Consider the following 26,250-nt stretch of genomic DNA (forward strand, 5'->3'; position numbering starts at 1 on the left):
CAAGCCTTGACACTCTCCCCTGTAGCCGCTGCCGCCAGGCTGCGCTGGCCTGCGTGAACACCTGGAAATCTCCAGCGTGGCACAGGGCCAGCGCAGCCTGACGGCAGCGGCTACAAGGGGTGGTTCAGCAGGCGAAACGCTGGCGCTCGTCGCTGTACAGGCGGCGCACGGTGGCGAATTCATGGTCGATGCGGTTGACCAGGTCTTCGATGCCGTTGAGTGGCGGATGCTTGACGCGCTCCTCCAGCTGGCGGCAAAGATCCGCCAGGGCAGTGGCGCCCATGTTGCTGCTGCTGCCCTTGAAGCTGTGGGCGGCCTGCCCCAGCTGGGCGGGGTCGGTGGCCTTGTGCAGCTCGCTGAGGCGCACTTCGGAGTCGGTGAGGAAGGTATCCAGCAGCAGCGGGTACTCCTCCTCCATGACTTCCTGCAACGCGCTGAGCACGTCATAGTCCAGATGTTGATGTGACACTTGTTCGCTCCTTGATCAAGCCGGGATTATGCCAGAGCCCCCCAGGAAAATTCCACGCAGGCACTTCGACCGTCTTCCGACCATTGGGCACTGTGGCTCAGTTGCCGGATCAGTTTCAGGCCCCGTCCGGAAAGGCCTTTTTCCTCGGCGGGGCGCGCCATCACCTGGCGCGGGTCGAAGCCATGGCCGCTGTCCTCGACATCGATGATCAGGCGGCCGCCGTTGCCTTCCGGGGTGACCAGGAAGTGCAGGCGCACGTAACCGTCCTTGAGTTGGCTGAGACGAGTATTGCGCTGCTCGTAATATTGCGCAAATCCTTCGGCATCGCGCTTGAGGCTGGAATCGAGCCCCAGCACGCCATGCTCCAGGGCATTGGAGTAGAGTTCCGAGAGCACGCTGTACAGCGCACCGCTCTGGGCCCGCAGGCCGTGGATTTCCTGCAGCAGTTGCAACAGGTAGGGCAAGGGGTTGAAACGCTTGAGGGTGTCGGCGCGCAGTTCCAGGCTCATGGACCAGTTCAGCGGGCTGGACGCGCCGCTGTCGGAGTACACGGTGGCCGGCGGCACCAGGGTGTCGGGTTCCACCATGGTGACCTGGACCATGCTCACGTCATCGCGCGACTCACCGCGGAACGCCTTGAGCGCGGCCTGGATGTCCTCGAACAGCAGGTCGGGGTCCTTGTTCAGCTCGAACACCCGCTGCAGGCGCTCCAGGCCGAACAGCTGGTCATCGCTGTTGGCGGTATCGATGACACCATCGGACATCAGGAACAGCCGGTCACCGGGCTGCAGGGCGAAGGTCTCGGTCTTTTCCTGGAAGGTCGCCCGCGACAGCACCCCCAGCGGCAGGTGGCGCGAGCGCAGCGGCACGTGCTCGCCGGTGTCCAGCCGGTGCAGGTAGCCGTCGGGCATGCCGCCGTTCCACACCTCGACGATGCGTCGCTGGAAATTCAGGTTGAGCAGGGTCGCGCAGCAGAACATATCCACCGGCAGGATGCGCTTGAGCTTGGCGTTCATCTCCCGGAGGATTTCCGGCAGGCCATAGCCCTTGGCGGTCATGCCATAGAAGACTTCCGCCAGGGGCATGGCGCCCACCGCCGCCGGCAAACCGTGGCCGGTGAAGTCGCCCAGCAGCAGGTGCATGCCGCCCGACGGCGTGAACGAGGCCAGCAGCAGGTCGCCGTTGAACAGTGCGTAAGGCGACTGCATGTAGCGGATATTGGGCGAGCTGAGACAGCCGGAGTGGGCCACCTGGTCGAACACCGCCTTGGCCACGCGCTGCTCGTTGAGCAGGTAGCCGTGGTGGCGGGTAATCTGGTCGCGCTGCTCCAGCACCGTGGCCTGCAGGCGGCGCATGCGGTCCATGGCCTTGATCTTGGCGGCCAGGATCACCTGGTTGTAGGGCTTCGCCAGAAAATCGTCACCGCCCGCCTCCAGGCAGCGCACCAGCGCTTCCTCTTCGGTCAGGGAGGTGAGAAAGATGATCGGCACCAGCGCCTCGCCGGCCAGCTCCTTGATCTGCCGGGCCGCCTCGAAGCCATCCACCACCGGCATCATCGCGTCCAGCAGCACCAGCTGCGGGCGGCGCTGGGCGAACACTTCGACCGCTTCCTGGCCATCGCTGGCGGTCAACACGCGATGGCCCTGACGCCGTACGATGCTGGAGAGCAACATGCGATCGGTCATGTTGTCGTCGGCAATCAGTACGGTCAGTGGTTCACTGGCCGCGAGCATGCTCATTCGATCTCGAACAGTTTGTCGAAGTTGGAAATCGCGAGGATTTTCTTCACGTCCGGCTGGCTGTTGATCAGCCGTACCTTGGCGTGGTCGCCACCGGCGTGGTCGCGCAGCAGCAGCAACATGCCCAGCGCCGAGCTGTCCAGGTACGTGGTGTCCTTGAGATCGATGCGGTAGGCGGTTGGCTTGGTGTTGACCCGCTCGTAGGCGTTGCGGAAGTCCTGGTGGGAGCCGAAGTCAAAGCGCCCCTTGATGCTGATGGTCAGCTCTTTGCCATCACCAGATTGATTAGCTTCTACGGCCATGTACAAAATTCCTTTAAATTAGCCAGCTCCGTACAAGGTTTAGCACCACGCACGAACCCCGGCAACCTGCCCCTTGACAAATAATTGGCTAGAAGCTGCCCTGACGCGGCAAACGCTGGGACAACTCGTCCAGCAGCTTCTGCTCGCGGCGGTCTTCCAGCTGGCGTGCCTCGTCAATATAACGTTGCACCAGCTTGCGCAGGCCCTCGACCCGGGCGTAGGCCTGTTGCCAGGTGCCCCGGGCGTTCTCCAGGTTCTTCTGGTGCCAGGCCAGGCTCTGCTTCTGTTGGGCAACGGCGGTTTCCAATTGGTTCAAAAACCGCTGGTAGTTCATCAGCCACTGGCCCGACACGCCCTTGCTGCCGTAGGTGTGCCACTGCGCCTGGTAGTCTTCGCGGTAGCGGTCAAGCTCGGCCAGCTTGGTTTCCGACAGGCGCACCTGGCCCTGGAAGTGGCCCAGGCGCTGGGCAGCCGTGCGCTCGGCCTTTTCGGCCATGTCGACCACCGGGGCCAGGCGTGCTGCGCGACTGATGGCCATGGCTTATCAGCTCGGCGCGACAGGTTTGAACACGGCTGCCAGGCGCTCGCTGCTGGCTTCCAGGCTCTCGTTGTCGTCCAGGCCCTGGCGCAGGTAGCGCACCAGCGTGGGGTGCAGGTTGATCGCCAGGTCGGTCTCGCGGTCGCCGCCGGGCACGTAGGCGCCCACGCTGATCAGGTCGCGGCTCTGCTGGTAGCGCGACCACAGCTGCTTGAAGTGTTGGGCCTGGCCCATGTGCTGGGGGCTGACCACGCTGGGCATGACCCGGCTGATGGACGCCTCGATGTCGATGGCCGGGTAGTGCCCCTCCTCCGCCAGGCGCCGGGACAGCACGATGTGGCCGTCGAGCACGCCCCGCGCCGAGTCGGCGATGGGGTCCTGCTGGTCGTCACCCTCGGACAGCACGGTGTAGAAGGCGGTGATGGAGCCGCCCCCGGCCTCGGCGTTGCCGGCGCGCTCCACCAGCTTGGGCAGCTTGGCGAACACCGATGGTGGGTAGCCCTTGGTGGCCGGCGGCTCGCCGATGGCCAGGGCAATTTCCCGCTGGGCCTGGGCGAAACGGGTCAGGGAGTCCATCAGCAACAGGACGTTCTTGCCCTTGTCGCGGAAATATTCGGCGATGCGCGTGCAGTACATCGCGGCGCGCAGGCGCATCAGCGGCGCCTCGTCGGCGGGCGAAGCCACCACCACCGAGCGCTTGAGCCCTTCTTCGCCGAGGATGTGCTCGATGAATTCCTTCACCTCGCGGCCCCGCTCACCAATCAGCCCTACCACGATGATGTCGGCCTCGGTGAAGCGGGTCATCATGCCCAGCAGCACGCTCTTGCCCACGCCGGTGCCGGCGAACAGGCCCAGGCGCTGGCCGCGGCCTACCGTCAGCAAACCGTTGATGCTGCGAATGCCCACATCCAGCGGCTGGCTGATGGGGTCGCGCTTGAGCGGGTTGATGGTCGGGCCGTCCATGGGCACCCAGTCCTCGGCCTTCATACCGCCCTTGCCGTCCAGCGCGCGGCCGGCACCGTCAAGAATCCGTCCCAGCATGCTCATGCCCATGGGCAGGCGGCCAGTGTCGGCCAGCGGCACCACGCGGGCACCGGGGGCGATGCCGGCGACACTGCCCACCGGCATCAGGAACACCTTGGTGCCGGAGAAGCCCATGACCTCGGCTTCCACCTGCACCGGGTGGTGGCTGTCGTCGTTGATTACCACGCAGCGGCTGCCCATGGCAGCGCGCAGCCCTTCGGCCTCGAGCGTCAGGCCGACCATGCGCAGCAGGCGCCCTTCCAGCACCGGCTGGGCCGGCAGGCTGATGGTGGGCGCATAGCCGCCCAGGCGCTTGGCGAAGCTGGTGCGGTCAAGGCGCATCGGGGCCTTCCAGGTCGACGCTGACGTCGGCTTCGCCGGGGTGCAGGGCCTGTTCGTGCAACTGGTCGAACAGCTGCGCGATGGCCTGGGTAATGCGGGTTTCCATGCTGGCGTCGATGCGGCTGTGCTCGGACTCTACCCGGCAACCGCCGGGCAGCAGTGCCTCGTCTTCGAGGATGCGCCAGCTTTCCTCATGGCGCTCGCGCAGGGCCTTGACCTGCTCGAAGTCCTGCGGGTTGACGAAGATACGCACATTGCCGGCGCCCATGGGCAGCAACTTCAGCGATTCGCGCAGCACGTGCTCGATCTGGCTGGAGTCGGTCTTGAGTTCACGCTGGATCACCTGGCGGGTGATGTGCGCCACCAGCTCCACCAGGGATTTCTCGATCTGGCTGTCCTGCTCGGCGATGGGCGCCATCAGGTGGCCCATCAGCTGTTCCAGGCTTTGCAGCTTGGCGGCCAGGGCCACTTCGGCCTCCTGGCGCACCTTGAGGGTGGTGCTGTGGAAACCTTCTTTCTCGCCCGTGGCGAAGCCTTCGTTATAGGCCTCCTGGCGGATGCTCTCGAGTTCTTCCAGGGTCAGCGGCTGGACTTCTTCCAGCGGCACTTCCTCGATTTCCTCGACGATCGGCTCGGGCTCGGGTTCAGGCTCGGGTTCTTCGGGGTCGAAGCTGGGGATGGTCCACAGGTCGACGCCTTGCAGGTCTTGGGCGCGGATCAGGTCACTGGGGTGTTGTTCAGAGGGGCGGGACATGAATTATTCCTGATGGCGCCAGAATACAGGGGCATGACGGGTAAGGTGGGAGCTGGCTTGCCAGCGAGCTTTTCGGGCCGCAAAAACTCGCTGGCAAGCCAGCTCCCACTACAGCTAGACCACAGGAACGGCGGTTAGATCATTTCCTCGCCGCCCTTGCCACCCAGCACGATCTCGCCGGCTTCGGCCATGCGGCGGGCAATGGTGAGGATTTCCTTCTGCGCCGTTTCCACGTCGCTGACCCGTACCGGCCCCTTGGCTTCCAGGTCGTCGCGCAGCAGTTCGGCGGCACGCTTGGACATGTTCTTGAAGATCTTCTCCTTGACGTTCTCGTCCGAGCCCTTGAGGGCCAGCACCAGCACGTCGGAGGACACTTCGCGCAGCAGCGCCTGGATGCCGCGGTCGTCCACGTCGGCCAGGTTGTTGAACACGAACATGAGGTCTTCGATCTGGCTGGACAGGTCTTCGTCGACTTCGCGGATCGAGTCCATCAACGCGCCTTCCACCGAGCTGTCGAGGAAGTTCATGATGTCCGCCGCCCGCTTGATACCACCCAGGGTAGTACGCGCCGCGTTGGAGTTGCCCGAGAACTGCTTCTCCAGGATCAGGTTCAGCTCTTTCAGCGCCGCCGGCTGCACAGTGTTCAACGACGAGACCCGCAGGATGATGTCCAGGCGCACCTTGTGGTCGAAATGGCCCAGCACCTCGCCCGCCTGGTCGGCGTCCAGGTACGCCACCACGATGGCCTGGATCTGCGGGTGCTCGTAGCGGATCACGTCGGCCACGGCGCGCGGCTCCATCCACTTCAGGCTGTCCAGGCCGCTGGTGTTGCCACCCAGGAGGATGCGGTCGATCAGGCCGTTGGCCTTGTCCTCGCCCAGGGCCGAGGTCAGCATCTTGCGGATATAGGTGTCCGAACCCACGCCCAGGCTGGTCTGGTCGCCGACGATGTCGACGAACTCGCTCATCACCTGCTCGACCTGCTCGCGGTGCACATTGCGCATCTGCGCCATGGCCACGCCAACTTTCTGTACTTCCTTGGGGCCCATGTGCCGCAGCACCTGGGCGGCATCGGTCTCGCCCAGGGACAGCAGGAGGATGGCCGCCTTGTCGACTTTGGTCAGTTTGGCGGCAAGCGCTTGATTGTTACTCATCGGCGTTAATCCACTCTTTCACGACCTGGGCGACGCGGCCCGGGTCTTCGGCCACCAGACTCTTGATTGCGTTCAACTGAGCGTCATATCCCTCGCTCGGGCTTGGCAGCAGAATACTCTGCGGCCCGCCCAGGGTGACGCGGTCGTTGGCCAGTTCGCCATCCAGACCGCCCATGCCACCCAGTTCCACGTCGCCGTCGGCGCCGACCAGCCCTTTGCCCTTGCCGCCACCGGTGATGTTATTGAGCACCGGGCGCAGCACGCCAAACACCAGTACCAGGATAAACAGCACGCCCAGTACCTGCTTGACCACTTCCCAGAACCAGGGTTGCTGGTAGAAGGACACTTCCGGCACCACTTCACCACGGTCGGCAGAGAACGGTGCATTGATCACGGTCACGCTGTCACCACGGCTGGCATCGAAGCCCACGGCGTCCTGCACCAGGCGGGTAAAGCGGCCCAGGTCGTCGGCACTCCACGGGGTGTGGGTGACTTCGCCCTTGGCGTCAGTCTTGACCTGGTCGTCGACCACCACTGCCACCGACAGGCGGGTCAGGCGCCCCTGCTGCTGCTTGGTGTGGCTGATGGAGCGGTCCAGCTCGAAGTTCTTGGTCGACTGGTTGCGCTTGTCGGCCGGGTACGGCGCCAGCATCGGTTGGCCAGTGGCCGGGTCCATGATCTGCTGGCCGTTGGCGTCCAGCAGCGGCTGGCCTGGCGGGATCGCCGCCGGCGCGGCTGGTGCGGCGGCACCACCGGTTTTCTGCGGGGCGCTGGCCGGGGCCGGCGGCTGGTTGGTCAGGGCGCCCGGCACGCCGGCAGGGCCGCTGCCGCTGGAACGCTGTTCAGTCACCGACTGTTCGCTGCGCAGGGCCGGCTGGTCGGGGTTGAACTGTTCGCTGGTGGACTCGACGGCGCTGAAGTCGACATTCGCCGACACCTCAGCCTTGTAGCGGTCGTTGCCCAACACCGGCTCCAGGATGTTGTGCACACGCTGGGTGAGCATGCTTTCCATTTTGCGGCTGTAGTCGAACTGCTTGCCGGCCATGGTCAGCTCGGAGTCCTGCAGCTGTTCGGACAGCAGGTTGCCCTTCTGGTCGACCACGGCAACGCCGGACTTGTCCATTTCGGGCACGCTGGTGGCGACCAGGTTGACGATGGCCAGCACCTGCCCTGCGTCCAGGGTGCGCCCAGGGTACAGCTCCACCAGCACCGAGGCGGTAGGCTTGCGGTCGTCACGCACGAACACCGAGCTCTTCGGAATGGCCAGGTGCACGCGGGCGCCCTTGACGTTGTTCAGGCTCGAGATGGTGCGGGCCAGCTCGCCTTCCAGGCCCTGGCGGTAACGCGCGGTCTCCATGAACTGGCTGGTGCCCAGCGCCTGTTCCTTGTCCATGATCTCGTAGCCGACGTTGCCGTCGCTCGGCGCCACGCCTGCGGCGGCCAGTTTCATGCGCGCACGGCCAATGTCGTCGGCCTTGACCAGCAGCGCACCGGAGTTGGGCTCTACGGTGTAGGGAATGTCCGCGGCGTTGAGGGTTTCCATCACCTGCTTGGTGTCCATGCCGGCCAGGCTGCCGTACAACGGACGGTAATCGGGCTGCTGCGACCACAGCACCACGGCAAAACCAATCGCCACGCTGGCAGCCAGGCCGACCAACAGGCCCACCTGACGCAACATGGTCATCTTGGAAATATTTTCCAGGAAGGACAGGCCAAACAGCGGCGGCTTGCCGCCGGCTGCGCCGTTCTTGGCTGGTACGTTATCCACGACTGCGTCTGCCATGTCTCAATCTCGCCCTTATACCGGCATCTGCATAATGTCTTGATACGCCTGGACCAGCTTGTTGCGTACCTGGGTCAGCGCCTGGAACGACACGCTGGCTTTCTGCGACGCGACCATCACGTCGGTGATGTCGACGCCGCTCTTGCCGATCTCGAAGGCGTTGGCCAACTGGTCGGACGCCTGCTGGGTGTCGCTGACCTTGTTGACCGCATTGCCCAGCAAATCAGCAAAGCTGCTGGTGCCGGCCACTTCTGGCGCGGCAGCAGTTTTGCTGGCACCCATTGCATCGGCCTGCATGGTGCGCATGTCCATAATCAGACGATTGAATTCAATACCTTGGCTCATGGATCACTCTCTCCGACGGCCCGCAATTTTTTGACACTGTTACAACGGATACAAAGGAGGTAGCAACAAGGGTGCCAGCTCCGGACTTGCATCACAAAATCCTTACACAACAACGTGGGAGCTGGCCTGCCAGCGAGCTTTTGAGGCTTCAAAAACTCGCTGGCAAGCCAGCTCCCACAAGGGTTCGTGTCAGGGGTTACATATTCAACTGGCGTACAGGCTGGCTTCCACGTCCATGCCCGCGTCACGCATCTGCGCCAGCTTGTAGCGCAGGGTGCGGGGGCTGATGCCCAGGCGCTCGGCGGCCTCCTTGCGACGGCCGCGCTCGGTGCGCAGGGTGTCGATGATCAGCTGGAATTCCCGGCGGCGCAGGTCATCACCCAGGGCCCCGGCGGTTTCCGCCGGCAGCGCCGTCAAGGACTCGACGGCGGCAGGCGCGCTGCGCACGATGGACAACGCCGGCGACGGCGCCGCACCCACCGGCCCGGCCAGGCAGAAGTCCTCGGCCTGGATCAGGCCGCCCTGCTGCAGGATCAACGCCCGCTGGATGGCATTGTCCAGTTCGCGGACGTTGCCCGGCCAGGGGTAGCTCACCAGGCAGGCCTGGGCGCCCGGCGCCAGGCGCACGGCAGCGTGCTTCATTTTATTGACGTGCTTGGCCAGTAGGCGCTCGGCCAGCGGCAGAATATCGGCGGTACGCTCGCGCAGCGGTTGCCAGGCCAGCGGGAACACCGACAGGCGGTAGTACAAGTCTTCACGGAAGCGCCCCGCCGCCACTTCGCCGGCCAGGTCGCGGTTGGTGGTGGCCACCACGCGGATGTCCAGGGCAATCGGCTTGCGCGCCCCTACCCGCTCCACTTCGCGCTCCTGCAACACCCGCAGCAGCTTGGCCTGCAGGCCCAGGGGCATCTCGGAAATCTCGTCGAGCAGCAGCGTGCCGCCGTCGGCCTGCTCGAACTTGCCCGCCTGCGCGGCAATGGCGCCGGTGAACGAGCCCTTCTCGTGGCCGAACAGCGTGGCTTCCAGCATGTTGTCGGGGATCGCCGCGCAGTTGATGGCAATGAACGGCCGGCTGGCGCGGTTGGACTGCTGGTGAATGTAGCGCGCCAGCACCTCCTTGCCGGTGCCGGACTCACCCGAGATCAGCACCGTGGAATCGCTGCGCGCCACCCGTGCGGCCAGCTCCAGCAACTTCGCGCTGGCAGGCTCCACGGCCACCGGCCCTTCGCTTTCGGTAGCACCCAGGCGACCCAGGGCATGCCGGGCCACCAGGTCCAGCAGGGCCTTGGGCAGGAACGGCTTGACCAGGTAATCGGCGGCGCCGGCACGCATGGCTTCCACTGCGCGATCCACCGCCGCATGGGCCGTCATCAACAGCACTGGCAATTGCGGCTGGCGCGCCCGCAGCTGGCACAGCAGCTGGTGGCCGTCCATGCCTGGCATGTTGACGTCGCTGATAACCATGCCGAACACCTCGCCGCTCACCGCCAGCAAGGCGTCCTCGGCGCTGCCCACCGCACGGTAGTCGTAGCCGCCCAGCTCCAAAGTATCGCCCAGCGCCTCGCGCAGGGCCCGATCATCTTCGACCAGCAGGACCTTGATAGCCATCAGCGTTACTCCTGCACCGCACGGGTATGGATCAGTGGCAGCGTCACCAGCGCACAGGTGCCGCGGCCCAGCCGCGAACGAATCGCCAGCTCGCCCTGGTGGGCGCGGGACACGGCCTTGACCACGGCAAGGCCCAGGCCGGTGCCGGTGGTCTTGGTGGTGAAGAACGGCTCGCCCAGGCGCGCCAGCACTGCCGGCTCGATGCCGCTGCCGTTGTCGCTGATGGCCAGCCGCAATTGATGATCACGGGCGTACAAATGAATCTTCAGGTGGACCTGGCCGGGGCTGGACTGGATCGAGTTCTCCACCAGGTTCAGCAGCGCGCCCACCAGGGTGTCACGGTTGCACAGCAGCTCGCCGCGGGGGCAGTCGAACTGCCAGCGCACCGACAGGTCCTGTACGTGAGTATGGGCCGCCGACTGCAGGGCCTCGAACAACGCTTGCGGCGTCAGGCGGTCGCTGAGCGGCAGCTCGCCGCGGGCGAACACCAGCATGTCGCGCACCTGGTGCTCCAGCTCGTGCAGCCGCTCTTTCAGGCGGCCGGCAAAGCGCTGCTGGGTTTCCACCGGCAACGCCTGCTCCGTCAAATGGCTGGCGTAAAGCAGCGCAGCCGACAGCGGCGTACGGATCTGGTGGGCCAGCGAAGCGACCATGCGGCCCAGGGACGACAGGCGCTCATGGCGGGCCAGCTGGTCCTGCAACCGCCGGGTTTCCGTCAGGTCGGTGAGCAGCACCAGCTGGCCCGGCTCGGCGTCCAGGGAACGGGTGGCGATGGACAGCCGGCGGCCATCCTTCAGGGACACTTCGTGGCCGTCGTCCTCGCGGGGCGAGAAGCAGCGGGCAATCACCTGGCGCCACAACATGCCTTCCAGCGGCTCGCCCAGCAGCAGGGTCGCGGCCGGGTTGGCCTCGCGCACCACGCCATGGCCGTCGATGACAATGACCCCCCCGGGCAGCAGGTCCAGCAGGTGCTGCAGGCGGTTGGCCAGGCGCTCTTTCTCGGCCAGCTCGGCCATGCGCTGTGCACTCACCACCGCCAGCTCGCCCTTGAGCTCGGCCACGCGGGCCTCGAGCATGCTGTAGGAGTCGCTGAGCTGCGTGGACATCTGGTTGAACAGCGCAAACGCCTGCTCAAGGCCAAGCCGGCTGGTTTGCTCGACGGAGGGTTGACCCTCGAGTTCAGGGGCGGTGGTCATGGGGGCGGCCTGTGGCATCGTGATCTCTCGCGTGGCATACCGTCATAAACGGGTATCGTGACTGACATGTAGCAATCGTCGTGCCGGATCATTTTGTACAGGGCATTACAGCGGCAAAGATTGGAATCATCCTTGATACAAATCAAGGAAAGCCAATAAGGACAGGGGCTTGCGGGGAAAGTAAAGGCGAGAAAAAAGCTACAAAGCCAGTCCGGCGGCGCATCCGTGCGCCGCTTGCGGGAACTCAGGCGTCAATCATCTGTCTGATCATCGCCCTCGCGGCGACTCATGCCGTACTTGCGCATTTTTTCCACCAGGGTAGTACGGCGGATACGCAGGCGTTCGGCGGCACGGGCGACAATGCCATTGGCGTCATCCAGCGCCTGCTGGATCAGGCCCTGCTCCAGGCCACCGAGGTAGTCCTTGAGGTCCAGGCCTTCGGGCGGCAGCATGGCGCCGGTGGTGAAGTCCGGGGTATGGCCGTTGATGGCCACGCGCTCTTCCAGGTCGCTGCGCAGGCTGTCGACCATCTGCTCGTCTTCGTCGTCGACGTAGCGGAATTTCTTCGGCAGCTCGGCGACGCCGATCACCCCGTACGGATGCATGATGGCCATGCGTTCCACCAGGTTGGCCAGTTCGCGCACGTTGCCCGGCCAGCCGTGACGGCACAGCGACATGATGGCCGCGGAGTTGAAGCGAATGGAGCCGCGCTTTTCATGTTCCATGCGCGAGATCAGTTCGTTCATCAGCAACGGAATGTCTTCGACACGCTCGCGCAGCGGCGCCATTTCGATCGGGAACACGTTCAGGCGGTAGTACAGGTCCTCGCGGAAGGTACCCACCTCGATCATGCTTTCCAGGTTCTTGTGCGTGGCGGCGATGATGCGCACGTCGATGCTCTGGGTCTTGTTGCTGCCCACGCGCTCGAAGGTGCGCTCCTGCAGCACGCGCAGCAACTTGACCTGCATCGGCAGCGGCATGTCGCCGATCTCGTCGAGGAACAGCGTACCGCCGTTGGCCAGTTCGAAACGCCCGGCGCGGCTGGTGATGGCACCGGTGAAGGCGCCCTTCTCATGGCCGAACAGTTCGCTTTCCAGCAACTCGGCGGGAATGGCCCCGCAGTTGACCGGCACGAACGGCGCGTCGCGACGCTTGGAATGGTAGTGCAGGTTGCGCGCCACCACTTCCTTGCCGGTACCCGACTCGCCAAGGATCAGCACGCTGGCGTCAGTGTCGGCCACCTGCTGCATCATCTGGCGCACGTGCTGGATGGCACGGCTGGTACCGACCAGGCTGCGGAACAGGTTGGGCTCGCGCTGCCGGCCGCGCTCGCGGGCCTGGTCATACATCTCGCGGTAGACCTGGGCGCGGTGCAGGCTGTCGAGGAGCTTGCTGTAGCTGGGCGGCATTTCCAGGCTGGAAAGCACGCGCCGGCGCAAGTCTTCCGGCAGGTCGCCGGTGGCCGTATCACCTAAAAGCAACACAGGAAGGAACTCATCCCACCCCGCGATGGTCTTAAGCAAGCCTTGAAGGGTACCGGGTGCGTTTACAGTCCCTACCAGGACGCAAAGCACTTCCCGATTCGACGACAACGAATCGACCACCTGCTGCCAGTCACCACTGGTGCAGGGCAAATTTTCTTCGCCAAGAAAATTCAAGATCACCGCCAGGTCCCGGCGGCGAACGCTATCGTCATCGATTAGCAGAATTTTGGTTTCACGCCACATGCAATAGCAACTTCCCTAGTCAACTCGGTGCCCTGGAATAGGGGCAAGTCAGACGTAATTGGCTTGATACACCTAATTGACGTCCCAGTACTGTAAATAGCCACTAGTTAAGTCAAAAAACCTTAGACAGTCAAATTTATGGCGTATTATCCGTCACCAGGCAAATGTTTTGTAAAGAAACAGATGAGTGACTGTATCAAGCCGGAAACAAAAGGGGCCGTATAGGCCCCTTAACGCATGAATGAAGCCCGCCGGGCCATATTGTAGACCTTCGCGGCCTCATAACCTCGCTTCGCCTGGGTCATCTCGGTGGCGATCGACTGTCGCGCCCGCGACGTCACGTCCACCAGCTGGCGGTACAGCACCAACAGGCCCTCGAGGTTCTCGCGCAGCAGTTGCGCGTCCACGGTCTTGTCACCCAGCGCGCCATCCAGGCAAGCACGAATGTCCAGGTCCAGGGCCGTCACGGCATCCCAATCCTCGTTCACCAGCGCGGCTTGCAGCGCCTGGCGCGTCGCCTCAATCTTTTCCAATGCACTCATGACACTCTCCTGCGGCAGCACGACATCCGCTGCCCGTTCGGCAACCAGCACCAGATGACCGTGCCTCATGGCGCAGCCGGTGCCGCGTTGGCGGGATCGATGGCGTCCCAGCCCATCTTCACAGTCAACAGCAAGCCGCTGACTTCGTCGAGCATTTCCATGCTGTTGACGCGATTGGCTTCCACCAGGCGGCGGGTCATATAGTCATACAGCTGAGCGTAGTTGACCGCCAGCTCTTCACCCTTCTCGAAGTCCAGGCCGTCGCGCAGGCCGGCCAGAATGTTCTGCGCCTTGCTGATCAGCACGCCCTTCTGGGCCAGCTCACCCCGTTCCATGCAGCCGCGGGCCTGGGCAATGCGGCTCAGGCCGCCCTCCATCAGCAACTGGATCAAGCGATGAGGGGACGCATCGACCATCTCCGATTGGGTATTGACGTTTCGGTACTGTCGAAGCGCGGCCATGCGGTTCATGGGGTATTACCTCGGGGTATTGTTGCCTGACAATTGACGCTCTACTCGGGGTATCGACGAGGGGGCGTCAAACTTTAGCCACCCTCGCGCTATTCCGATCAGCTGCTGGTAGAGGAGGTCTTGTTCAGAGCGTTGAGCGTGGTCATCACGCTGGTGCTGGTGGCGTTGAGCTGGGCAACCAGGGTGTCCATGGCGTTGTACTTGGCCATCATGGTGGCCTCGTACTTGGTCATGCGCGTGTCCAGGGTGGTCTGTTGGGTGGCCAGGTCGCTGAGGGTGTCGTTCAGCGAGTCGACGCGCTGGTCGAGCAGGCCGTTGTCCTGGGTGTAGATGTCCAGGGACGCGGACATGCGCGTGATCAGGCCGCCAGTGCCGGTGAAGAAGCCTTCCACGGAGGAGGCATTGGCTTCAAGGGCGGTTGTCAGCTTGTCGTCGTCGACTTTCAGGGTGCCATCGGTCTGGGTAGACACACCCAACTGCGACAGCAGGCTGATGGTGCCGCCGTTGGTGGAGCTGCCCACCAGCGCGTTGCGCAGACCGTTGATGATGTTGCGCACGCTGGAGTCGCTGGTCAGCGCTGCACCAGTGGTGGTGGCGTTGCCGTCGTCGTCCGTTGAGGAGGTCACGCTGGTGAGCGAGTCGATCGAGCTCATCAGGGTGTTGTAGGCCGTGACGAAGCTGTTGATCGAGGTGGTGAGGCCGTCGGTGTTGGTGTCGACCGTCAGGGAGGTGGTTTCGCCAGCTTTGAGCAACGTAAAGTCCACGCCACTGATCGCGCCGGTGATGTCGTTGCTCGAACTGGTCATCGACAGGCCGTCGATAGTGTACTCGGCGTCCTGGGTGACCGCGGTGACGTAACCGCCCGCAGTGGCACTTGCCTGAGTGCCGGAACCATCGATAGCGAGGCTCGACAGGCCGCTGTCGGTTGTCGACAGACTAAGGTCAGTGTTGACGCCCGTGGTGCTAGAGCTCAGCACCAGGCGCTGGCCGGTGGAGTCGGTGATGATGTTCGCCGTGACACCACTGGACTTGAACTGGGTGTTGATACTGTCACGAATATCGGACAACGAGGCGTTGGCCGCGACCTTGATGGTGCCCAGAGTGGTAGAGCCCTGGGTGAGGGTCAAGCTGCCCTTGCTGAACGTTGTACCGCTGGTGATGTACTGCGTGGCGACCTTCGAACCGGTAGCCAATTTGGTGGTGGTAATGGAGTAGGAACCGGCTGCGGCCCCGGTACCCACGGTAGCCGTCAGATTATCGGTATCACCGGAAGTCGCCGTCAGGCCGGAAAAGGACTTGGCCACGTTGAGATCGGTCATCGCCGTCTGGAACGTGGACAATGCCGACTTCAACGAGCTGACCGCCGACAAGGTGGTGGTCGCGGTAGTCTTGGCGTTGGTGATCTGATCCTGCTTGGGTGTTTTCTGCGCGGTTACCAACGCAGTAACAATGGAGTCGATGTCGATCCCCGACCCGACCCCGTTAACCGAAGTACTCATTGTGTGTGCTCCCACTCAAAATATTGGCGCATGCCTTCGGAAATGAACTGTATCCGTTTAGTCATGCAAGTACGGCACCAACCCTCAAGCCCATCCATCGAACAACGAGGTGTTGCCGTCCTTGAGACTTTGCGCCAGCTTCAATGCCACTTCCGAAGGAATCTGCCGGATGACGTCACCGGTATCGCTGGCCACCACTTTCACTACCTGGATGCCGGTATCGGAATCCACGGAGAAATCGAGGTCGCGGTGCGAGACTTTCATGAAGTCGTTGAGACTGCTGACAGCCTGGTCGAGCGATTGCGGCTGCTCGCCCTGGTCATCGCTGCCGACGGCCTTGGCCGCCTGCGGCTGAACTGCAACGCTGCCAACGGAACGCGTGCCGATGGTACGGGCGTCGACAGCTGGAACATTGAGATTGAGGTCCATGGTTCACTCCTCCTATGGCAACGAAGAAAGGGCGCAAGCGCCCTTTCCGTGGTGTTGGCCGGTGGGCCGTTACCTTATTGCAGCAGTTTCAGTACAGCGGAAGGCAGCTGGTTGGCCTGGGCCAGCACAGCGGTAGCAGCCGACTGCAGGGTTTGCTGCTTGGTCATCTCGGCGGTTTCGGCCGCGAAGTCCACGTCCTGGATGGTCGAACGAGCAGCGGTGGCGCTTTCCGACACGTTCTGCAGGTTCGAGATGGTGCTGTCCAGACGGTTCTGGATGGCACCCAGCGAGGAACGCTGAGTATCGATCTGCTTCAGGGCGGCGTCGATGACCTGGGTGGCTTTCTGGGCCGAGGTAGCGTCGTTGATGTTCAGGCCCTGTACGGTGAAGTTCGATACGGTCGCGGCGGTCGAAGCAACACCACCCGACAGTGCACCAGTACCGGTGACAGCTGCAATGTCGCTACCGGAGGTCAGCACGATGCCGGTACCAGCGCTGTCCAAGGTAGCGGTTACGCCGCTGACGTTGGTGTTGATGGCGCTGACGATGTCGCTGGCCGAGGAACCCGAAGCGATGTCGACTTCTACACCACCGATGGTGATCGAGCTCGAAGCAACGGTGGCACCGGCGCTTGCCAAACCAGTAGCGACAGTAGCAACAGCCAGAGCTGCACTACCTTTCAGAGCCGAGGCACCCATGTCGCTCAGGGTGAACGAAACGGTTTCGTTGGCGTTGGCGCCGACCTGGAAGGTCAGGGTGCCGGAGTTGCCAGCCGAGCCGTCCAGCAGTTTGATACCCGACGAACCGCCGCCGAAGGTGGTGGTCTTGGAGATACGGGTCAGTTCAGCGGTCATCGACTTGAACTCTTGGTTCAGGGCCGATTGGTCTTCGCTGCTGTTGCTGCCGTTAGCCGACTGCAGGGACAGTTCACGCATACGCTGCAGGATGCTGGTCGATTCTTGCAGGGCGCCTTCAGCGGCGGTTGCGATCGAGTTGGCGTCCTGGGCGTTCTTGACCGCCACGTCCAGACCGTTGACCTGGGAGGTCAGGCGGTTGGAGATTTGCGAACCAGCGGCGTCGTCTTTGGCGCTGTTGATACGCAGACCAGTCGACAGACGGGTCATGGAGGTGGTCAGAGCGTTGGAAGAAGCGGTCAGGTTCTTTTGAACCGACAGAGAGGCAATGTTAGTGTTGACGGTAAGAGCCATGACTAATTTCCTTGCAGTGAGTCTAACGGGTTGTGGGTTCCTGGGCTGTGTGGCGTTGCCATCAAGTTGCCGTACAGAACCTTCGTAGTTGTTATCGTCGGGTTCCGGAATCCCTTGAGGAAATTTTGTTTTTTTTTGCTTACATCCCTGAAACCCGCGGTTTCGGGACGGTGGCCCTGTTCTTGCTACAGTCCGGATACATGTCAAACCCCCGTCACGACAGCCGGACCCTCCTTATGCAAAGCAGAACCCAACAGGCCGAGATCCAGCGCATCTCCAGCGCCCTGGCGCTGGCAGAGCAACACCAGGACACCGACACCCAGCTCAAGCTCTATCAAGAGCTGGCGCGCCTGGCCCCAAACACTGCGCTGATCCACGCCCAGATCGCTCATCTGCTCTTCGAACGCGAACAAGAGAAAGAAGCCGCCCCCCATGTGGAGATCGCGCTGGCGCTGCCTCACGACCTGAAGGTCGATCGCCTGGTGTTCCAGCACATGTGCAAATTGGCGCGCTACACCCTCAGGCCCGATTGCGCCCGTGAGTGGTTCAACGCCCAGCCTAACCTGTGGCGCTTCAAGCTACTGCACGAGGCTCTGAACAACATCGAAGCCAAGGAAGAGCTGGAAGCACTAATTCACCGTGTGCTCGAAATGCCCCTGCAACCCAGCGAACAGTCACAGGTCCTGACTTTGTTGGCCCAGCTATATTTCAGTCAGGCACGCTACCACGACGCCATTGGCTGCTATCAGTTGGGCCTAGAGCTCACTCCAGGCAATCAGACTCAACTATTCAATCTCGCCGGAAGTCTGGAGCACGTGGGCCGCTATGAAGAAGCTTTCCAGTACTACCAGAAGGTGCTGAGTATTGACCCAAACCATGCAGGCACACACAACAACATCTCGTTGATCATGTTGCGGTTCGGCGAATTCAAGCAGGGTTGGCTGCACAATGAATGGCGCTGGAAAGGCTCTCAACCGCAACATGCACAACATTTTAATATCCCACGCTGGCAGGGTGAGCCACTCGAAGGCAAGACTCTGCTGGTATGGGCCGAACAGGGCATCGGCGACCACATCATGTATGCCAGCATGCTTGAAGAGTTGCAGGCACGAGGTGGAACCCTGCACTACGAGATCTATGCGCGCCTCGACGACTTGTTCAAGCGCAGTTTTGAAGGTGTTAATTTCCTTCGCCGCGACGTCCTAGGCGAAGAAGAGGTAGCGGGTCAACGCATGTTCAAACAGAGTTGGCCTCGAGCGGACTTTCAAATTCCAGCGGGCAGCCTGGGCGGAATCTTCCGCAATGACCTGGCCAGCTTCGGCGCTGGCGCCGCCTTCCTCACCCCAGACCCCGAGGCCGCGGCGGCCTACCGCGAGAAATACGCGCAATTGTTCCCCGGCAAGCGCCTGATCGGCCTGTCGTGGCGCGGCGGTAAAACCATGCAGACCGAGCGCCAAAGCCGCCGGGCACAGGTGCAGGACCTACTGCCACTGACCAGCCTGGGCAACGTGCAGTTCATCGACCTGCAGTACGACAGCTCCGCCGAGGAAATCGCCGAGATGCAGGCCGCCGGCCTGCCCATCTACCACGATGACACCGTGGACGCGCGCCTGGACATGGATCCGCAAGCCTCGCAGGTCAGCGTGCTGGACGCGATAATCACCGTCGACAACACCACTGTCCATCTGGCCGGCGCCTTGGGCATCCCGACCTATGTGCTGGTACAGATGAACCCCAACTTCCGCTGGGGCATGAAGGAAGGCCGGACCTACTGGTACAACAGCGTCCAGCTGTTCCGCAACCCAGGACTGATCGGCTGGCAAGACCCGCTCACGCGCATCATCCAGGCCCTGAAGACAGACGGCATCGTCTAACCCCTCGCCAATCCTCCGTAGCAGCGGCCGCCAGGCCGCGTCAGGGGCCTTAAGCCTATGACGCGGCCTGGCGGCCGCTGCTACAACGTTCAGAACAACGGCTTTAGTTCATCTGCCAAGCGCACGCCGTCGGCGAGACTGCCCGTCAGCTCGAACCGGGACTCGGGATCGGCAAAGAATTCGCAAATATCATCCAGCGACCCACGCGCAGTAAAGTCCAGGTAGCCATCATCATCCCGCGGGTTATCCGCCAGCACCGGCACACCATTCGCACTCATCAAGTAGATACGGAACGGATTGACGAACTGCTCACCTGCCCCGGCACTCAGCGACAACCCGTAACGGGTGGAAGACAGGTAGTAATCACGACTCATGTGAGGCGACTTGTTGTCCACGGTGCGCAGGCGCATGCCGGCAATGGCCGACAACTTGTTCAGTTTTACCTGCCGCTCGCCCTTGGCGAGACCGAAGAACACCGCGTCGTGCTGGATGGCAGCGCGACGGTTGATGTTTGGCGAAACCAGTTCGTCAAAGAAGCCCCAGCGCCCGTAGTGCGCCTTGTCCAGCAACCCGCACGCCTCGTAGGCCTGGAAGTTGTAGCGGTACGGCGTGCAGATGAAGCGGCTCATGTTCAGCAGTTCAAGATAGTTATCGATCTTGAAGCCAGCGCGCTGGTTGATGGTCTTGCCGTCGAAGCACTCCACGTCATAGATGGAAAATTCGGCCTCGGTCTGGCGGATGTGCTGCAGGTGCCCCTCGTCCACCAGCCAGTCAGCACCAATCACCACGTTGTGCACGCCGGTGAAGAACTGATTATGGCTCATGCTCACTTCGTGCCCCAGGGCCGTGAGACTGTGGTACAGGCCGTAGACGATGTCCGCCTTGAAGTTGAACCAGTCGTTGCTGCCGATATGGGCGATGTTGAGCTTCACCTTGGACTCCAGGGATTTACGGCCACGAAAATACGTCATCAGGCCCACGCGGATGGCAGGTTTCTGACGACAATGGAGTCAAGGTGCAAGAAGGACGCCAAGTGCATGGCGGTAAATCAGAGGGAGCCCCGGAACCGGGGCTCCACAGCGGTCACGGCCGCTCGATAATCGCCGAACCCCACGACAGCCCCACGCCGAAGCCACTGATGGCCACGCGCTTCCAGCGGTTGTCGAACGCGTGCTTTTCCAGCAGCAGCGGAATGCTCGACGACACGGTGTTGCCGGTCTCGAGCATGTCCTTGACGAATTTCTCCGGCTTGTCTTCCTCGAAGCGCCGTGCCACGGCGTCGACGATGGCCGCGCTGCCCTGGTGGATGCAGTAGGCGTCGATCTGGTCGCTGGTCAGGCCCGAGGTTTCCAGCAGCAGCTGCAGGTGCGCCGGCACCTTGACCAGGGCGAAGTTGAACACCTGGCGGCCGTTCATGAAGAACAGGCCGTCGGTGACCTTCAGGTGCGCCGCGCCGCTGCCGTCGGTGCCGAAGGCGGCTTTGCCCAGGGTCCAGATCGGGTCTTCGCCCATCCAGGTGACCGTGGCAGCGTCGCCGAACAACATGGCGGTGTTGCGGTCTTCGGGGTCGACGATCTTCGAGTACGGGTCGGCGGTGATCAGCAGGCCGTTCTTCAGGCCGGCGGCTTCCATGAAGCCCTTCATCGCGTAGATGCCGTAGACGTAGCCCGAGCAGCCCAGGGAGATGTCGAACGCTGCCACGTGGGTCGGCAGGCCCAGCTTGGCCTGGACGATGGCGGCGGTGTGCGGCAGGCCCTCTTCGTCACCGTTCTGGGTGACGACGATCAGCGCATCGATGGATTCGGGGTTGAGCTCGGGGTGATTGGCGAACAGCGTCTTGGCGGCCTCGACGCACAGGTCGGAGGTTTCTTGAGCATCGTCCTTGCGCGGCAGGAATGCCGAGCCGATCTTGCCGAGGATGAAGTCCTCTTCCTTGCCGAATTTCGCGCCCTGGGCGTAGTTGTCCACGCCGCCGGAGGGTACGTAGCTGGCGATACTTTTAATGCCAATCATACTGGCTTCCCAATGCAGAAGAACTGGTAATCACCACCCGTCGCGACGGGGGCGCCGAGGGCACCGGAGCGCACCGTGGAGGGTCGCCTGGACCTGCGACAAGGCGAGGGGCCGGCCGACCCATTAATACAATACAGTGAAGATGCACGTTTTGACCTATTGGTCACACTTGTTGCAAGGGGTGACGGAGAAAAAGTGGCCTGGCGGGGTTAAAAATTCTTCAAGGACGGGCCTGGAACGCAAAAAGCCGCCGCACCCAGGGGGTGACGGCGGCTTCAGGCAGGCGCCAGCTGGATCAGAGCTTGTCGAACAGGCTCAGCTGGGAAATACGGCTGAAGGCCAGCTGCGAGGCTTCGAGCATGGTCTGCTGCAAGGTGAGCTTGACGCTGGCCTCGGCGGTGTCGGTGTCACCGATGGACGACTGGGTGGCCGTATTGGTGAGGGTCAGGGTGCTGTTTTCCGCCGACTGAATGTCCAGGGCGTTGCCGCGCGCACCGATGGAACCCCGGGTGATGTCGATCTGGTTGGACGCCGAGTCGAGGTTGCCGGTGGCCGAGGCCACGGCGTTCTGCACCCGCAGGGCACCGGCGCTGTCACCGGTGATGGGCGTGGACAGCACCGACCGCAGTTGGCTGATGGTGTTCAGCACGTTCTGGGTCTGGTGGGCGTCGGCGGTCACCGAGAACTGGTCGCCGCTGGCCGGCGCGCCGGTGAAGTTGAACGTCACCCCGGCAGCGGTGATGCTGGTGGCCGGGCTGGTCATGGTGCCGCTGGCAATGGCCTGGCTCGACGAAGTCACCGGCGAGGCATACACCTGGTAGTCCGTGGCGCTGGTGAACTTGATGATCGCCCCGCCATTGGGGAAGGTGCTGCTGTAGGCCGACTCATCGGTAACCGACGCGGAAGTGACCTGCGCGGTGGAGGTGTTGCTGGAAATGCGGCTGGTGGAAATGCTGTCCGGCTTGCTTTCGAGGCTGAAGGTGTGGCCGGCCAGCGCGGTGTCCATGTCCGTGGTGGAGTCGTCGCCGCTCTGGGCGATGACGTTGGCCTGGAAGTCCACGCCACGGAAGCTGATGGTGCTGCCCGATGCGTCGGTGGAGTCGTAGGCGCCCTTGCCGCTGCTCTCGGCGGTGACGTCGTTGCCGCTGGCGTCGGTGATGGTGTAGGCCGAGGCACTGGTGAACGTCAGGGTGTACGGCTCGCCGGACTTGAAGCTGCTGTTGTAGGTGGTCTGCGAGGTCATGTTGCCCGAGGTCAGGGTCATGCGCCCGTCGTCGGTGGTGGGTGCGGTCATGGTCGCCGAGGTACGGGCGATGTTGCTGGCCTGCTCGAACACGCTGTAGCCGGTGTCATTGGTGGCCATGCTCAGGGTGTCGGACACCTGCAGGCTCAGCTGCGTCTCGTCGCCCTGGTAGGTGTAGCTGCCATCGGAGTTCTTCACGTACGGCTGTACGTTGGTCTTGGACCCGGAGAACAGGTAGTTGCCGTTGGCGTCCTTGCTGTTGAGCAGGCCGTAGACGGTGCTTTCGATATCACCCAGCTGGTTGGCGATGGACGCGCGGTCATCGTCGGTCAAGCCGCCGTTGCCGGCCTGCAGGGTCAGCTCGCGGGCGCTCTGCAACGCGGTGTTGATGCTCGACAGCACCGACTCCTCGTTGTTGAGCGAGTTGTTGGCGGAGGTGATGTTGCTGGTGTACTGGGTCAGGCGCGCGCTCTGCTGCTGCAGTTGCAGCAGCTTGGAGGCGCCGACGGGATCGTCGGCAGCCGTCTGGATGCGGGTGCCGGAGCTGATCTCGGACTGCGTCTTGGTGATGTCGCTGTAGTTCTTCGAGTAGCCCGTGAGGCTGTTCGCAAAGTATTGGCCGGTGGAAATGCGCATGTCGTTGCCTCCTGTTACAGGCTACTGATCAAAGTCTGGAAGATAGTCTGCGCCGTCTTGATGATCTGCGACGAGGCCGTGTAGTACTGCTGGAACTTCACCAGGTTGGCCGCCTCTTCGTCGAGGTTGACCCCCGACACCGAGTCGCGCGAGTCGGTGGCCGAGCTGAGCACGGCGGCGGTCGCGGTGGTGTCGATGGTGGCCTGGCTGGCCATGGCCCCTACCCCTTCCACCAGCGCGGCGTAGGCGTTGGTGACGCTGCTACCGGTGGCGCCATTGGCGGTACCCACAGTGCTGGCGGTCTGCTGGGTCAGCAGCGCGGCGGCGTTGCGGTTGTCGCTGGTGCCGCTGCTGTTGAACGCCACGCTGTAGCTGTCGCCCGAGGCGGGCGAGCCAGCCACGGTCATGGAGAAGCTGGCGCTCATGGCGTTGCCGTCGGAGTCGGTCACCGGGTTACCGCTGGAATCGGTGAGCGGCACGGTCACGCTCAGGTCGTTGCTCTGGCCAGGGACGATGCTGCCGGTGCCGATGTTGTTGCCCTTGGAGTCGAATACCGTGTAGGTCTGCGCGCCGCCGCTGGCCGCGTCGAACACCAGCTTGACCGGCATCGAGGTCTTGATGCCTGATTCCAGCGCCGAGGTATCGGTACCGCCGTCGATGTCCAGGGTGGTGGTCAGCGTGGGCTGGGTAATGGACCCGGTGCCCGAGTTGGCCGAGCCGCTGGTGGCGCTCAGGGCGCCGGCCAGGGCCAGCTTGGTGGAGTCGGTCATCACCGTGGTGATGTCGCTGGCACCGCTGCGGGTGGGGGTGATCTTGAAGCTGTCGCCGGCGCTGGGCGCGGTGCCGTTCATGGCCACCGAGAAGCCGTCGATGACCGGCGCCGGGTCGGCAGACAGCTTGTAGCTGCCCATGCTGGTGCCGTCGGAACGGGTCACCGAGTAGTCGTCGGCGCTGGTGAAGGTCACCTGGTAGTCGTAGGTGGTCAGCGCGCTGGTGTCGGCGATGCTGACGTTCAGGTTGCCGGTGCTGGTGTTGTTGGTGGACGCGGCAATGCTGCGCTGGGCCATGGCCGAGGCAGTGTTGAGGCTCGAGTACAGCGACGAACCGAAATCGCCATTGGAGTCAACGCCCTGGCCCAATTGCGTGTTGATGTTGTCACTGACCACCATGGCCAGGCGCCCCAGGGCGTTGGTGGTGGGCGTCAGCACGTCGCTGCGGTAGCGCAGCAGCCCGCCGATCTCGCCACCCGAGACCACGCTGGTAACGTCGGAGCTGTAGTTGGCGTAGTTGACAGTCAGGCTGTACTGGCTCGGGTCAGTGCTGCTGGGCTGCGCCGACAGCGTATTGGCGGTGTTGCCCGACACCAGCGCCTGGCCGGTGCCCAGGTAAATGTCGTAGCCGGTGCCGTTGCTGCTGGTCTGCACGGTAACGCCGACCAGCTCGTTGAGCTGGCGCACGGCTTCGTCGCGGGCATCGAGCAGGCTGGTGGGCGAGCCATTGGCCGACAGCTGGGTAATCTGCTTGTTCAGCGAGGCGATCGACGTCGACAGCTGGTTGACCTGGCCGGTCAGGGTGCTCAGCTGGGTGTTGATGTCGGTGTTCTGCTGGGTCAGCTGGCTGGAAATCGAATTGAAACGGTTGCTCAGCGTGCTGGCCGAAGTCAGCAGCAGCTGGCGCGCCGAGGTGTCGCTGGGGGTCGAGGACACGGACTGCAACGCCGAGTAGAAGCTGGACAGCACCGAGGTGATACCGGTGGAGCTGTCGGACAGCAACGAGTCGAGGGTGTTGATCTGCGTCGAATAGGATTGCGCCTCGGAGTCCAGGGACGTCGAGCTGTTGACCTGGTTCTGCAGGTACTGGTTATAGATACGACGCACTTCCGACAAGGTCGTGCCGGTGCCGACGTAACCAGCGCCGCCGATGCTCTGCAACGCGCCAGCCGTGGTGATGGTGGACTGACGCGAGTAGCCCGTGGTCGCCGCGTTGGAGATGTTGTTACTGGTCGTGTTAAGTGCCGTCTGAGTGGCCGACAGCCCCGAGAGCCCGATGGAGATCAGATTCGCCATGGTTCAAAACCTTATAGAGTCGTGGAAGAGCCGGCCTGCGCATAGTTCGCGTAGCCCTTCATCTGTTTTGCGATTGCCGAGATCTTGCTTGCGTAGTGGGGGTCGGTCGCGTAGCCGGCCTTTTGCAACTCTCGTACAAACTGTTCTGGGTTATCGGCCGACTTCACAACACCTTGATAGCGATCGTTGCTTTGCAGCAGGGTCACCAGGTCATGGAAGCTGTCGGCGTAGGAATCGTAGGAACGGAACTGCGCCGTCTCCTTGACCATCTTGCCGTTGCGGAACTCGCTGGTGATGGCCCGCGCCTGGTCGCCCTGCCAGTTGCCACTGGCCTTGATGCCGAACAGGTTGTGGCTGCTCTTGCCGCTTTCGTCGCGCATGACCGAGCGGCCCCAGCCGGTTTCCAGTGCCGCCTGGGCCACCAGTACGCTGGGGTCGACGCCAATGCGCGCGGCGGCGTCCTTGGCCAGGGGCATCATGGTGGCGACGAATTCGTCGGCGGTGCTGAAGGCTTTCTTGGCCGGCGCCAGCGGTGGCTGGGCCACGCTGCGGCCGATGATGCGAATGTCGCCGCTGGCAATGGCCGCCTGGGCCGATTGCCATTCACCGGCGTCGCTGCTGCCGTCGGCATCGGTGCTGGTGCTGGTGGCAGCGGTCTGCGCCATGCTGCTGGCGACGTTGACCTTGATGCCGTTGCGCGCCAGCGCCTGGGTGGCCGCGGCGGTACCGTCGGCGGCCGCCGAGGTGGACGGCACGATGCCGGCCATGATGCGGTCGGCCAGCTTGCTGGGCAGCGACAGGCGGCGCTGGTTGAGCATGGCCACGTCGTTGCTGTGGGCGGTGCTGGCCGTGCCGTTGAGCGCGTGCTTGAGGTCGGCCGCCGTGTTGCGCCCGCCGTTTAGCGTGGACAGCGCCGGGGCGTTGTGGTCGAACGGGTTGGCGCCGGTGTGCTCCACGCCCTTGTTCTTGGACAACTGCCGCATCAGCACGTCCTGCAGGCCGATGCCGTTGCCCTGCTTGGACAGGGTCACGGCCAGCTGCTGGTCGTACATCGACTGATACTGCTTGGTGGTCTCGGTGTTCATCGGGTTGTCCTTGCCCAACACGTCGTTGGCCGAACGCATCGACTTGAGCATTTCACCGACGAACAGCGACTCGAACTCCTGGGCCACCTTCTTCAGGTTGGCGTCGCTGTCCTTGTCACCGGTCTTCAGCGCGTTCAGGCGATTGAGGTCCGTGTAGGCCCCGGAATCGGCGGGGGCGCTGACGCCACCTTTGGGCATGTCCATG

23 protein-coding genes are annotated in these 26,250 nt (G+C 63.1%); 1 reads left to right on the plus strand and 22 read right to left on the minus strand.

All coding sequences use genetic code 11. The features are described 5' to 3' along the window. Positions 1-124: 124 nt before the first annotated feature. The 17 genes from ACWKWX_RS24670 to ACWKWX_RS24750 form a co-directional block, all read right to left on the minus strand. On the minus strand, positions 125-469 hold the full coding sequence (locus ACWKWX_RS24670) for an Hpt domain-containing protein (RefSeq protein WP_473003983.1): 345 nt from the start codon (positions 467-469) through the stop codon (positions 125-127). 26 nt (positions 470-495) lie between these two features. Then, positions 496-2,202 (minus strand): SpoIIE family protein phosphatase, encoded by a 1,707-nt coding sequence (locus ACWKWX_RS24675; RefSeq protein WP_416427441.1) that lies wholly within the window; start codon positions 2,200-2,202, stop codon positions 496-498. A 2-nt stretch (positions 2,203-2,204) separates the two neighbouring features. Then, a complete protein-coding gene (locus ACWKWX_RS24680) occupies positions 2,205-2,510 on the minus strand; it encodes an STAS domain-containing protein (RefSeq protein ID WP_416426086.1) in 306 nt (101 codons plus the stop codon). Positions 2,511-2,598: 88 nt separating this feature from the next. Continuing rightward, positions 2,599-3,048 (minus strand): flagellar export protein FliJ, encoded by a 450-nt coding sequence (gene fliJ, locus ACWKWX_RS24685; protein ID WP_416426087.1) that lies wholly within the window; start codon positions 3,046-3,048, stop codon positions 2,599-2,601. A 6-nt stretch (positions 3,049-3,054) separates the two neighbouring features. Then, positions 3,055-4,413, minus strand: a complete 1,359-nt coding sequence (fliI, locus tag ACWKWX_RS24690) for a flagellar protein export ATPase FliI (RefSeq protein ID WP_473003986.1) — start codon at positions 4,411-4,413, stop codon at positions 3,055-3,057. Beyond that, positions 4,403-5,167 (minus strand): flagellar assembly protein FliH, encoded by a 765-nt coding sequence (gene fliH, locus ACWKWX_RS24695; RefSeq protein WP_483829182.1) that lies wholly within the window; start codon positions 5,165-5,167, stop codon positions 4,403-4,405. The genes fliI and fliH overlap by 11 nt, the downstream gene beginning before the upstream one ends. Positions 5,168-5,301: 134 nt before the next feature. After that, a complete protein-coding gene (gene fliG / locus ACWKWX_RS24700) occupies positions 5,302-6,321 on the minus strand; it encodes a flagellar motor switch protein FliG (RefSeq protein WP_416426090.1) in 1,020 nt (339 codons plus the stop codon). Then, positions 6,314-8,104, minus strand: a complete 1,791-nt coding sequence (gene fliF, locus ACWKWX_RS24705; protein WP_483829183.1) for a flagellar basal-body MS-ring/collar protein FliF — start codon at positions 8,102-8,104, stop codon at positions 6,314-6,316. Before fliF ends, fliG begins: the two co-directional genes overlap by 8 nt. Before the next feature lie 15 nt (positions 8,105-8,119). Continuing rightward, positions 8,120-8,449, minus strand: a complete 330-nt coding sequence (fliE, locus tag ACWKWX_RS24710; RefSeq protein ID WP_027981673.1) for a flagellar hook-basal body complex protein FliE — start codon at positions 8,447-8,449, stop codon at positions 8,120-8,122. A gap of 204 nt (positions 8,450-8,653) precedes the next feature. Continuing rightward, positions 8,654-10,057, minus strand: coding sequence for a sigma-54-dependent transcriptional regulator (locus ACWKWX_RS24715; protein WP_483829184.1), 1,404 nt, complete (start codon positions 10,055-10,057; stop codon positions 8,654-8,656). Between the two features lie 5 nt (positions 10,058-10,062). Beyond that, positions 10,063-11,271 (minus strand): sensor histidine kinase, encoded by a 1,209-nt coding sequence (locus ACWKWX_RS24720; protein WP_483829185.1) that lies wholly within the window; start codon positions 11,269-11,271, stop codon positions 10,063-10,065. A gap of 233 nt (positions 11,272-11,504) precedes the next feature. Further along, a complete protein-coding gene (locus tag ACWKWX_RS24725) occupies positions 11,505-12,980 on the minus strand; it encodes a sigma-54 dependent transcriptional regulator (protein WP_483829186.1) in 1,476 nt (491 codons plus the stop codon). Between the two features lie 230 nt (positions 12,981-13,210). Further along, positions 13,211-13,522: a flagellar protein FliT gene (gene fliT, locus ACWKWX_RS24730; RefSeq protein WP_483829187.1), complete on the minus strand. Its 312-nt coding sequence runs from the start codon at positions 13,520-13,522 to the stop codon at positions 13,211-13,213. 65 nt (positions 13,523-13,587) lie between these two features. After that, entirely contained in the window at positions 13,588-13,992 is a 405-nt protein-coding gene (gene fliS / locus ACWKWX_RS24735; RefSeq protein WP_483829188.1) for a flagellar export chaperone FliS, read from the minus strand. A 98-nt stretch (positions 13,993-14,090) separates the two neighbouring features. After that, a complete protein-coding gene (gene fliD, locus ACWKWX_RS24740) occupies positions 14,091-15,491 on the minus strand; it encodes a flagellar filament capping protein FliD (RefSeq protein WP_483829189.1) in 1,401 nt (466 codons plus the stop codon). A gap of 84 nt (positions 15,492-15,575) precedes the next feature. Then, positions 15,576-15,920, minus strand: a complete 345-nt coding sequence (locus ACWKWX_RS24745; protein WP_483829190.1) for a flagellar protein FlaG — start codon at positions 15,918-15,920, stop codon at positions 15,576-15,578. 74 nt (positions 15,921-15,994) lie between these two features. Next, positions 15,995-17,128, minus strand: a complete 1,134-nt coding sequence (locus ACWKWX_RS24750; protein WP_483829191.1) for a flagellin N-terminal helical domain-containing protein — start codon at positions 17,126-17,128, stop codon at positions 15,995-15,997. A 236-nt stretch (positions 17,129-17,364) separates the two neighbouring features. Here ACWKWX_RS24750 and ACWKWX_RS24755 point away from each other — a divergent pair, with 236 nt between their 5' ends. Continuing rightward, a complete protein-coding gene (locus tag ACWKWX_RS24755) occupies positions 17,365-19,002 on the plus strand; it encodes a tetratricopeptide repeat protein (RefSeq protein WP_483829192.1) in 1,638 nt (545 codons plus the stop codon). 89 nt (positions 19,003-19,091) lie between these two features. Here ACWKWX_RS24755 and ACWKWX_RS24760 read toward each other — a convergent pair whose 3' ends face one another. The 5 genes from ACWKWX_RS24760 to flgJ all read right to left on the minus strand — a co-directional run bounded on the left by ACWKWX_RS24760 (position 19,092) and on the right by flgJ (position 26,249). Beyond that, positions 19,092-19,973, minus strand: a complete 882-nt coding sequence (locus tag ACWKWX_RS24760) for a CgeB family protein (RefSeq protein ID WP_483829193.1) — start codon at positions 19,971-19,973, stop codon at positions 19,092-19,094. A 112-nt stretch (positions 19,974-20,085) separates the two neighbouring features. Then, positions 20,086-21,015 (minus strand): ketoacyl-ACP synthase III, encoded by a 930-nt coding sequence (locus tag ACWKWX_RS24765; protein WP_483829194.1) that lies wholly within the window; start codon positions 21,013-21,015, stop codon positions 20,086-20,088. Between the two features lie 295 nt (positions 21,016-21,310). Next, positions 21,311-22,894: a flagellar hook-associated protein 3 gene (locus ACWKWX_RS24770; protein WP_483829195.1), complete on the minus strand. Its 1,584-nt coding sequence runs from the start codon at positions 22,892-22,894 to the stop codon at positions 21,311-21,313. A gap of 14 nt (positions 22,895-22,908) precedes the next feature. Then, positions 22,909-24,960: a flagellar hook-associated protein FlgK gene (gene flgK, locus ACWKWX_RS24775; protein ID WP_483829196.1), complete on the minus strand. Its 2,052-nt coding sequence runs from the start codon at positions 24,958-24,960 to the stop codon at positions 22,909-22,911. Between the two features lie 11 nt (positions 24,961-24,971). Beyond that, complete coding sequence (gene flgJ, locus ACWKWX_RS24780) at positions 24,972-26,249, minus strand: flagellar assembly peptidoglycan hydrolase FlgJ (RefSeq protein WP_483829197.1); 1,278 nt, start codon at positions 26,247-26,249, stop codon at positions 24,972-24,974. Position 26,250 lies beyond the last annotated feature (1 nt).

The organism is Pseudomonas imperatae (genome assembly GCF_057128625.1).

Bases quoted from the DNA above. Each gene is read 5' to 3' on its own strand.
- ACWKWX_RS24675 (WP_416427441.1), bottom strand. From the start codon at position 2,202: ATGCTCGCGGCCAGTGAACCACTGACCGTACTGATTGCCGACGACAAC.
- ACWKWX_RS24680 (WP_416426086.1), bottom strand. From the start codon at position 2,510: ATGGCCGTAGAAGCTAATCAATCTGGTGATGGCAAAGAGCTGACCATC.
- fliJ (WP_416426087.1), bottom strand. From the start codon at position 3,048: ATGGCCATCAGTCGCGCAGCACGCCTGGCCCCGGTGGTCGACATGGCC.
- fliI (WP_473003986.1), bottom strand. From the start codon at position 4,413: ATGCGCCTTGACCGCACCAGCTTCGCCAAGCGCCTGGGCGGCTATGCG.
- fliH (WP_483829182.1), bottom strand. From the start codon at position 5,167: ATGTCCCGCCCCTCTGAACAACACCCCAGTGACCTGATCCGCGCCCAA.
- fliG (WP_416426090.1), bottom strand. From the start codon at position 6,321: ATGAGTAACAATCAAGCGCTTGCCGCCAAACTGACCAAAGTCGACAAG.
- fliF (WP_483829183.1), bottom strand. From the start codon at position 8,104: ATGGCAGACGCAGTCGTGGATAACGTACCAGCCAAGAACGGCGCAGCC.
- fliE (WP_027981673.1), bottom strand. From the start codon at position 8,449: ATGAGCCAAGGTATTGAATTCAATCGTCTGATTATGGACATGCGCACC.
- ACWKWX_RS24715 (WP_483829184.1), bottom strand. From the start codon at position 10,057: ATGGCTATCAAGGTCCTGCTGGTCGAAGATGATCGGGCCCTGCGCGAG.
- ACWKWX_RS24720 (WP_483829185.1), bottom strand. From the start codon at position 11,271: ATGCCACAGGCCGCCCCCATGACCACCGCCCCTGAACTCGAGGGTCAA.
- ACWKWX_RS24725 (WP_483829186.1), bottom strand. From the start codon at position 12,980: ATGTGGCGTGAAACCAAAATTCTGCTAATCGATGACGATAGCGTTCGC.
- fliT (WP_483829187.1), bottom strand. From the start codon at position 13,522: ATGAGTGCATTGGAAAAGATTGAGGCGACGCGCCAGGCGCTGCAAGCC.
- fliS (WP_483829188.1), bottom strand. From the start codon at position 13,992: ATGAACCGCATGGCCGCGCTTCGACAGTACCGAAACGTCAATACCCAA.
- fliD (WP_483829189.1), bottom strand. From the start codon at position 15,491: ATGAGTACTTCGGTTAACGGGGTCGGGTCGGGGATCGACATCGACTCC.
- ACWKWX_RS24745 (WP_483829190.1), bottom strand. From the start codon at position 15,920: ATGGACCTCAATCTCAATGTTCCAGCTGTCGACGCCCGTACCATCGGC.
- ACWKWX_RS24750 (WP_483829191.1), bottom strand. From the start codon at position 17,128: ATGGCTCTTACCGTCAACACTAACATTGCCTCTCTGTCGGTTCAAAAG.
- ACWKWX_RS24755 (WP_483829192.1), top strand. From the start codon at position 17,365: ATGCAAAGCAGAACCCAACAGGCCGAGATCCAGCGCATCTCCAGCGCC.
- ACWKWX_RS24760 (WP_483829193.1), bottom strand. From the start codon at position 19,973: ATGACGTATTTTCGTGGCCGTAAATCCCTGGAGTCCAAGGTGAAGCTC.
- ACWKWX_RS24765 (WP_483829194.1), bottom strand. From the start codon at position 21,015: ATGATTGGCATTAAAAGTATCGCCAGCTACGTACCCTCCGGCGGCGTG.
- ACWKWX_RS24770 (WP_483829195.1), bottom strand. From the start codon at position 22,894: ATGCGCATTTCCACCGGCCAATACTTTGCGAACAGCCTCACGGGCTAC.
- flgK (WP_483829196.1), bottom strand. From the start codon at position 24,960: ATGGCGAATCTGATCTCCATCGGGCTCTCGGGGCTGTCGGCCACTCAG.
- flgJ (WP_483829197.1), bottom strand. From the start codon at position 26,249: ATGGACATGCCCAAAGGTGGCGTCAGCGCCCCCGCCGATTCCGGGGCC.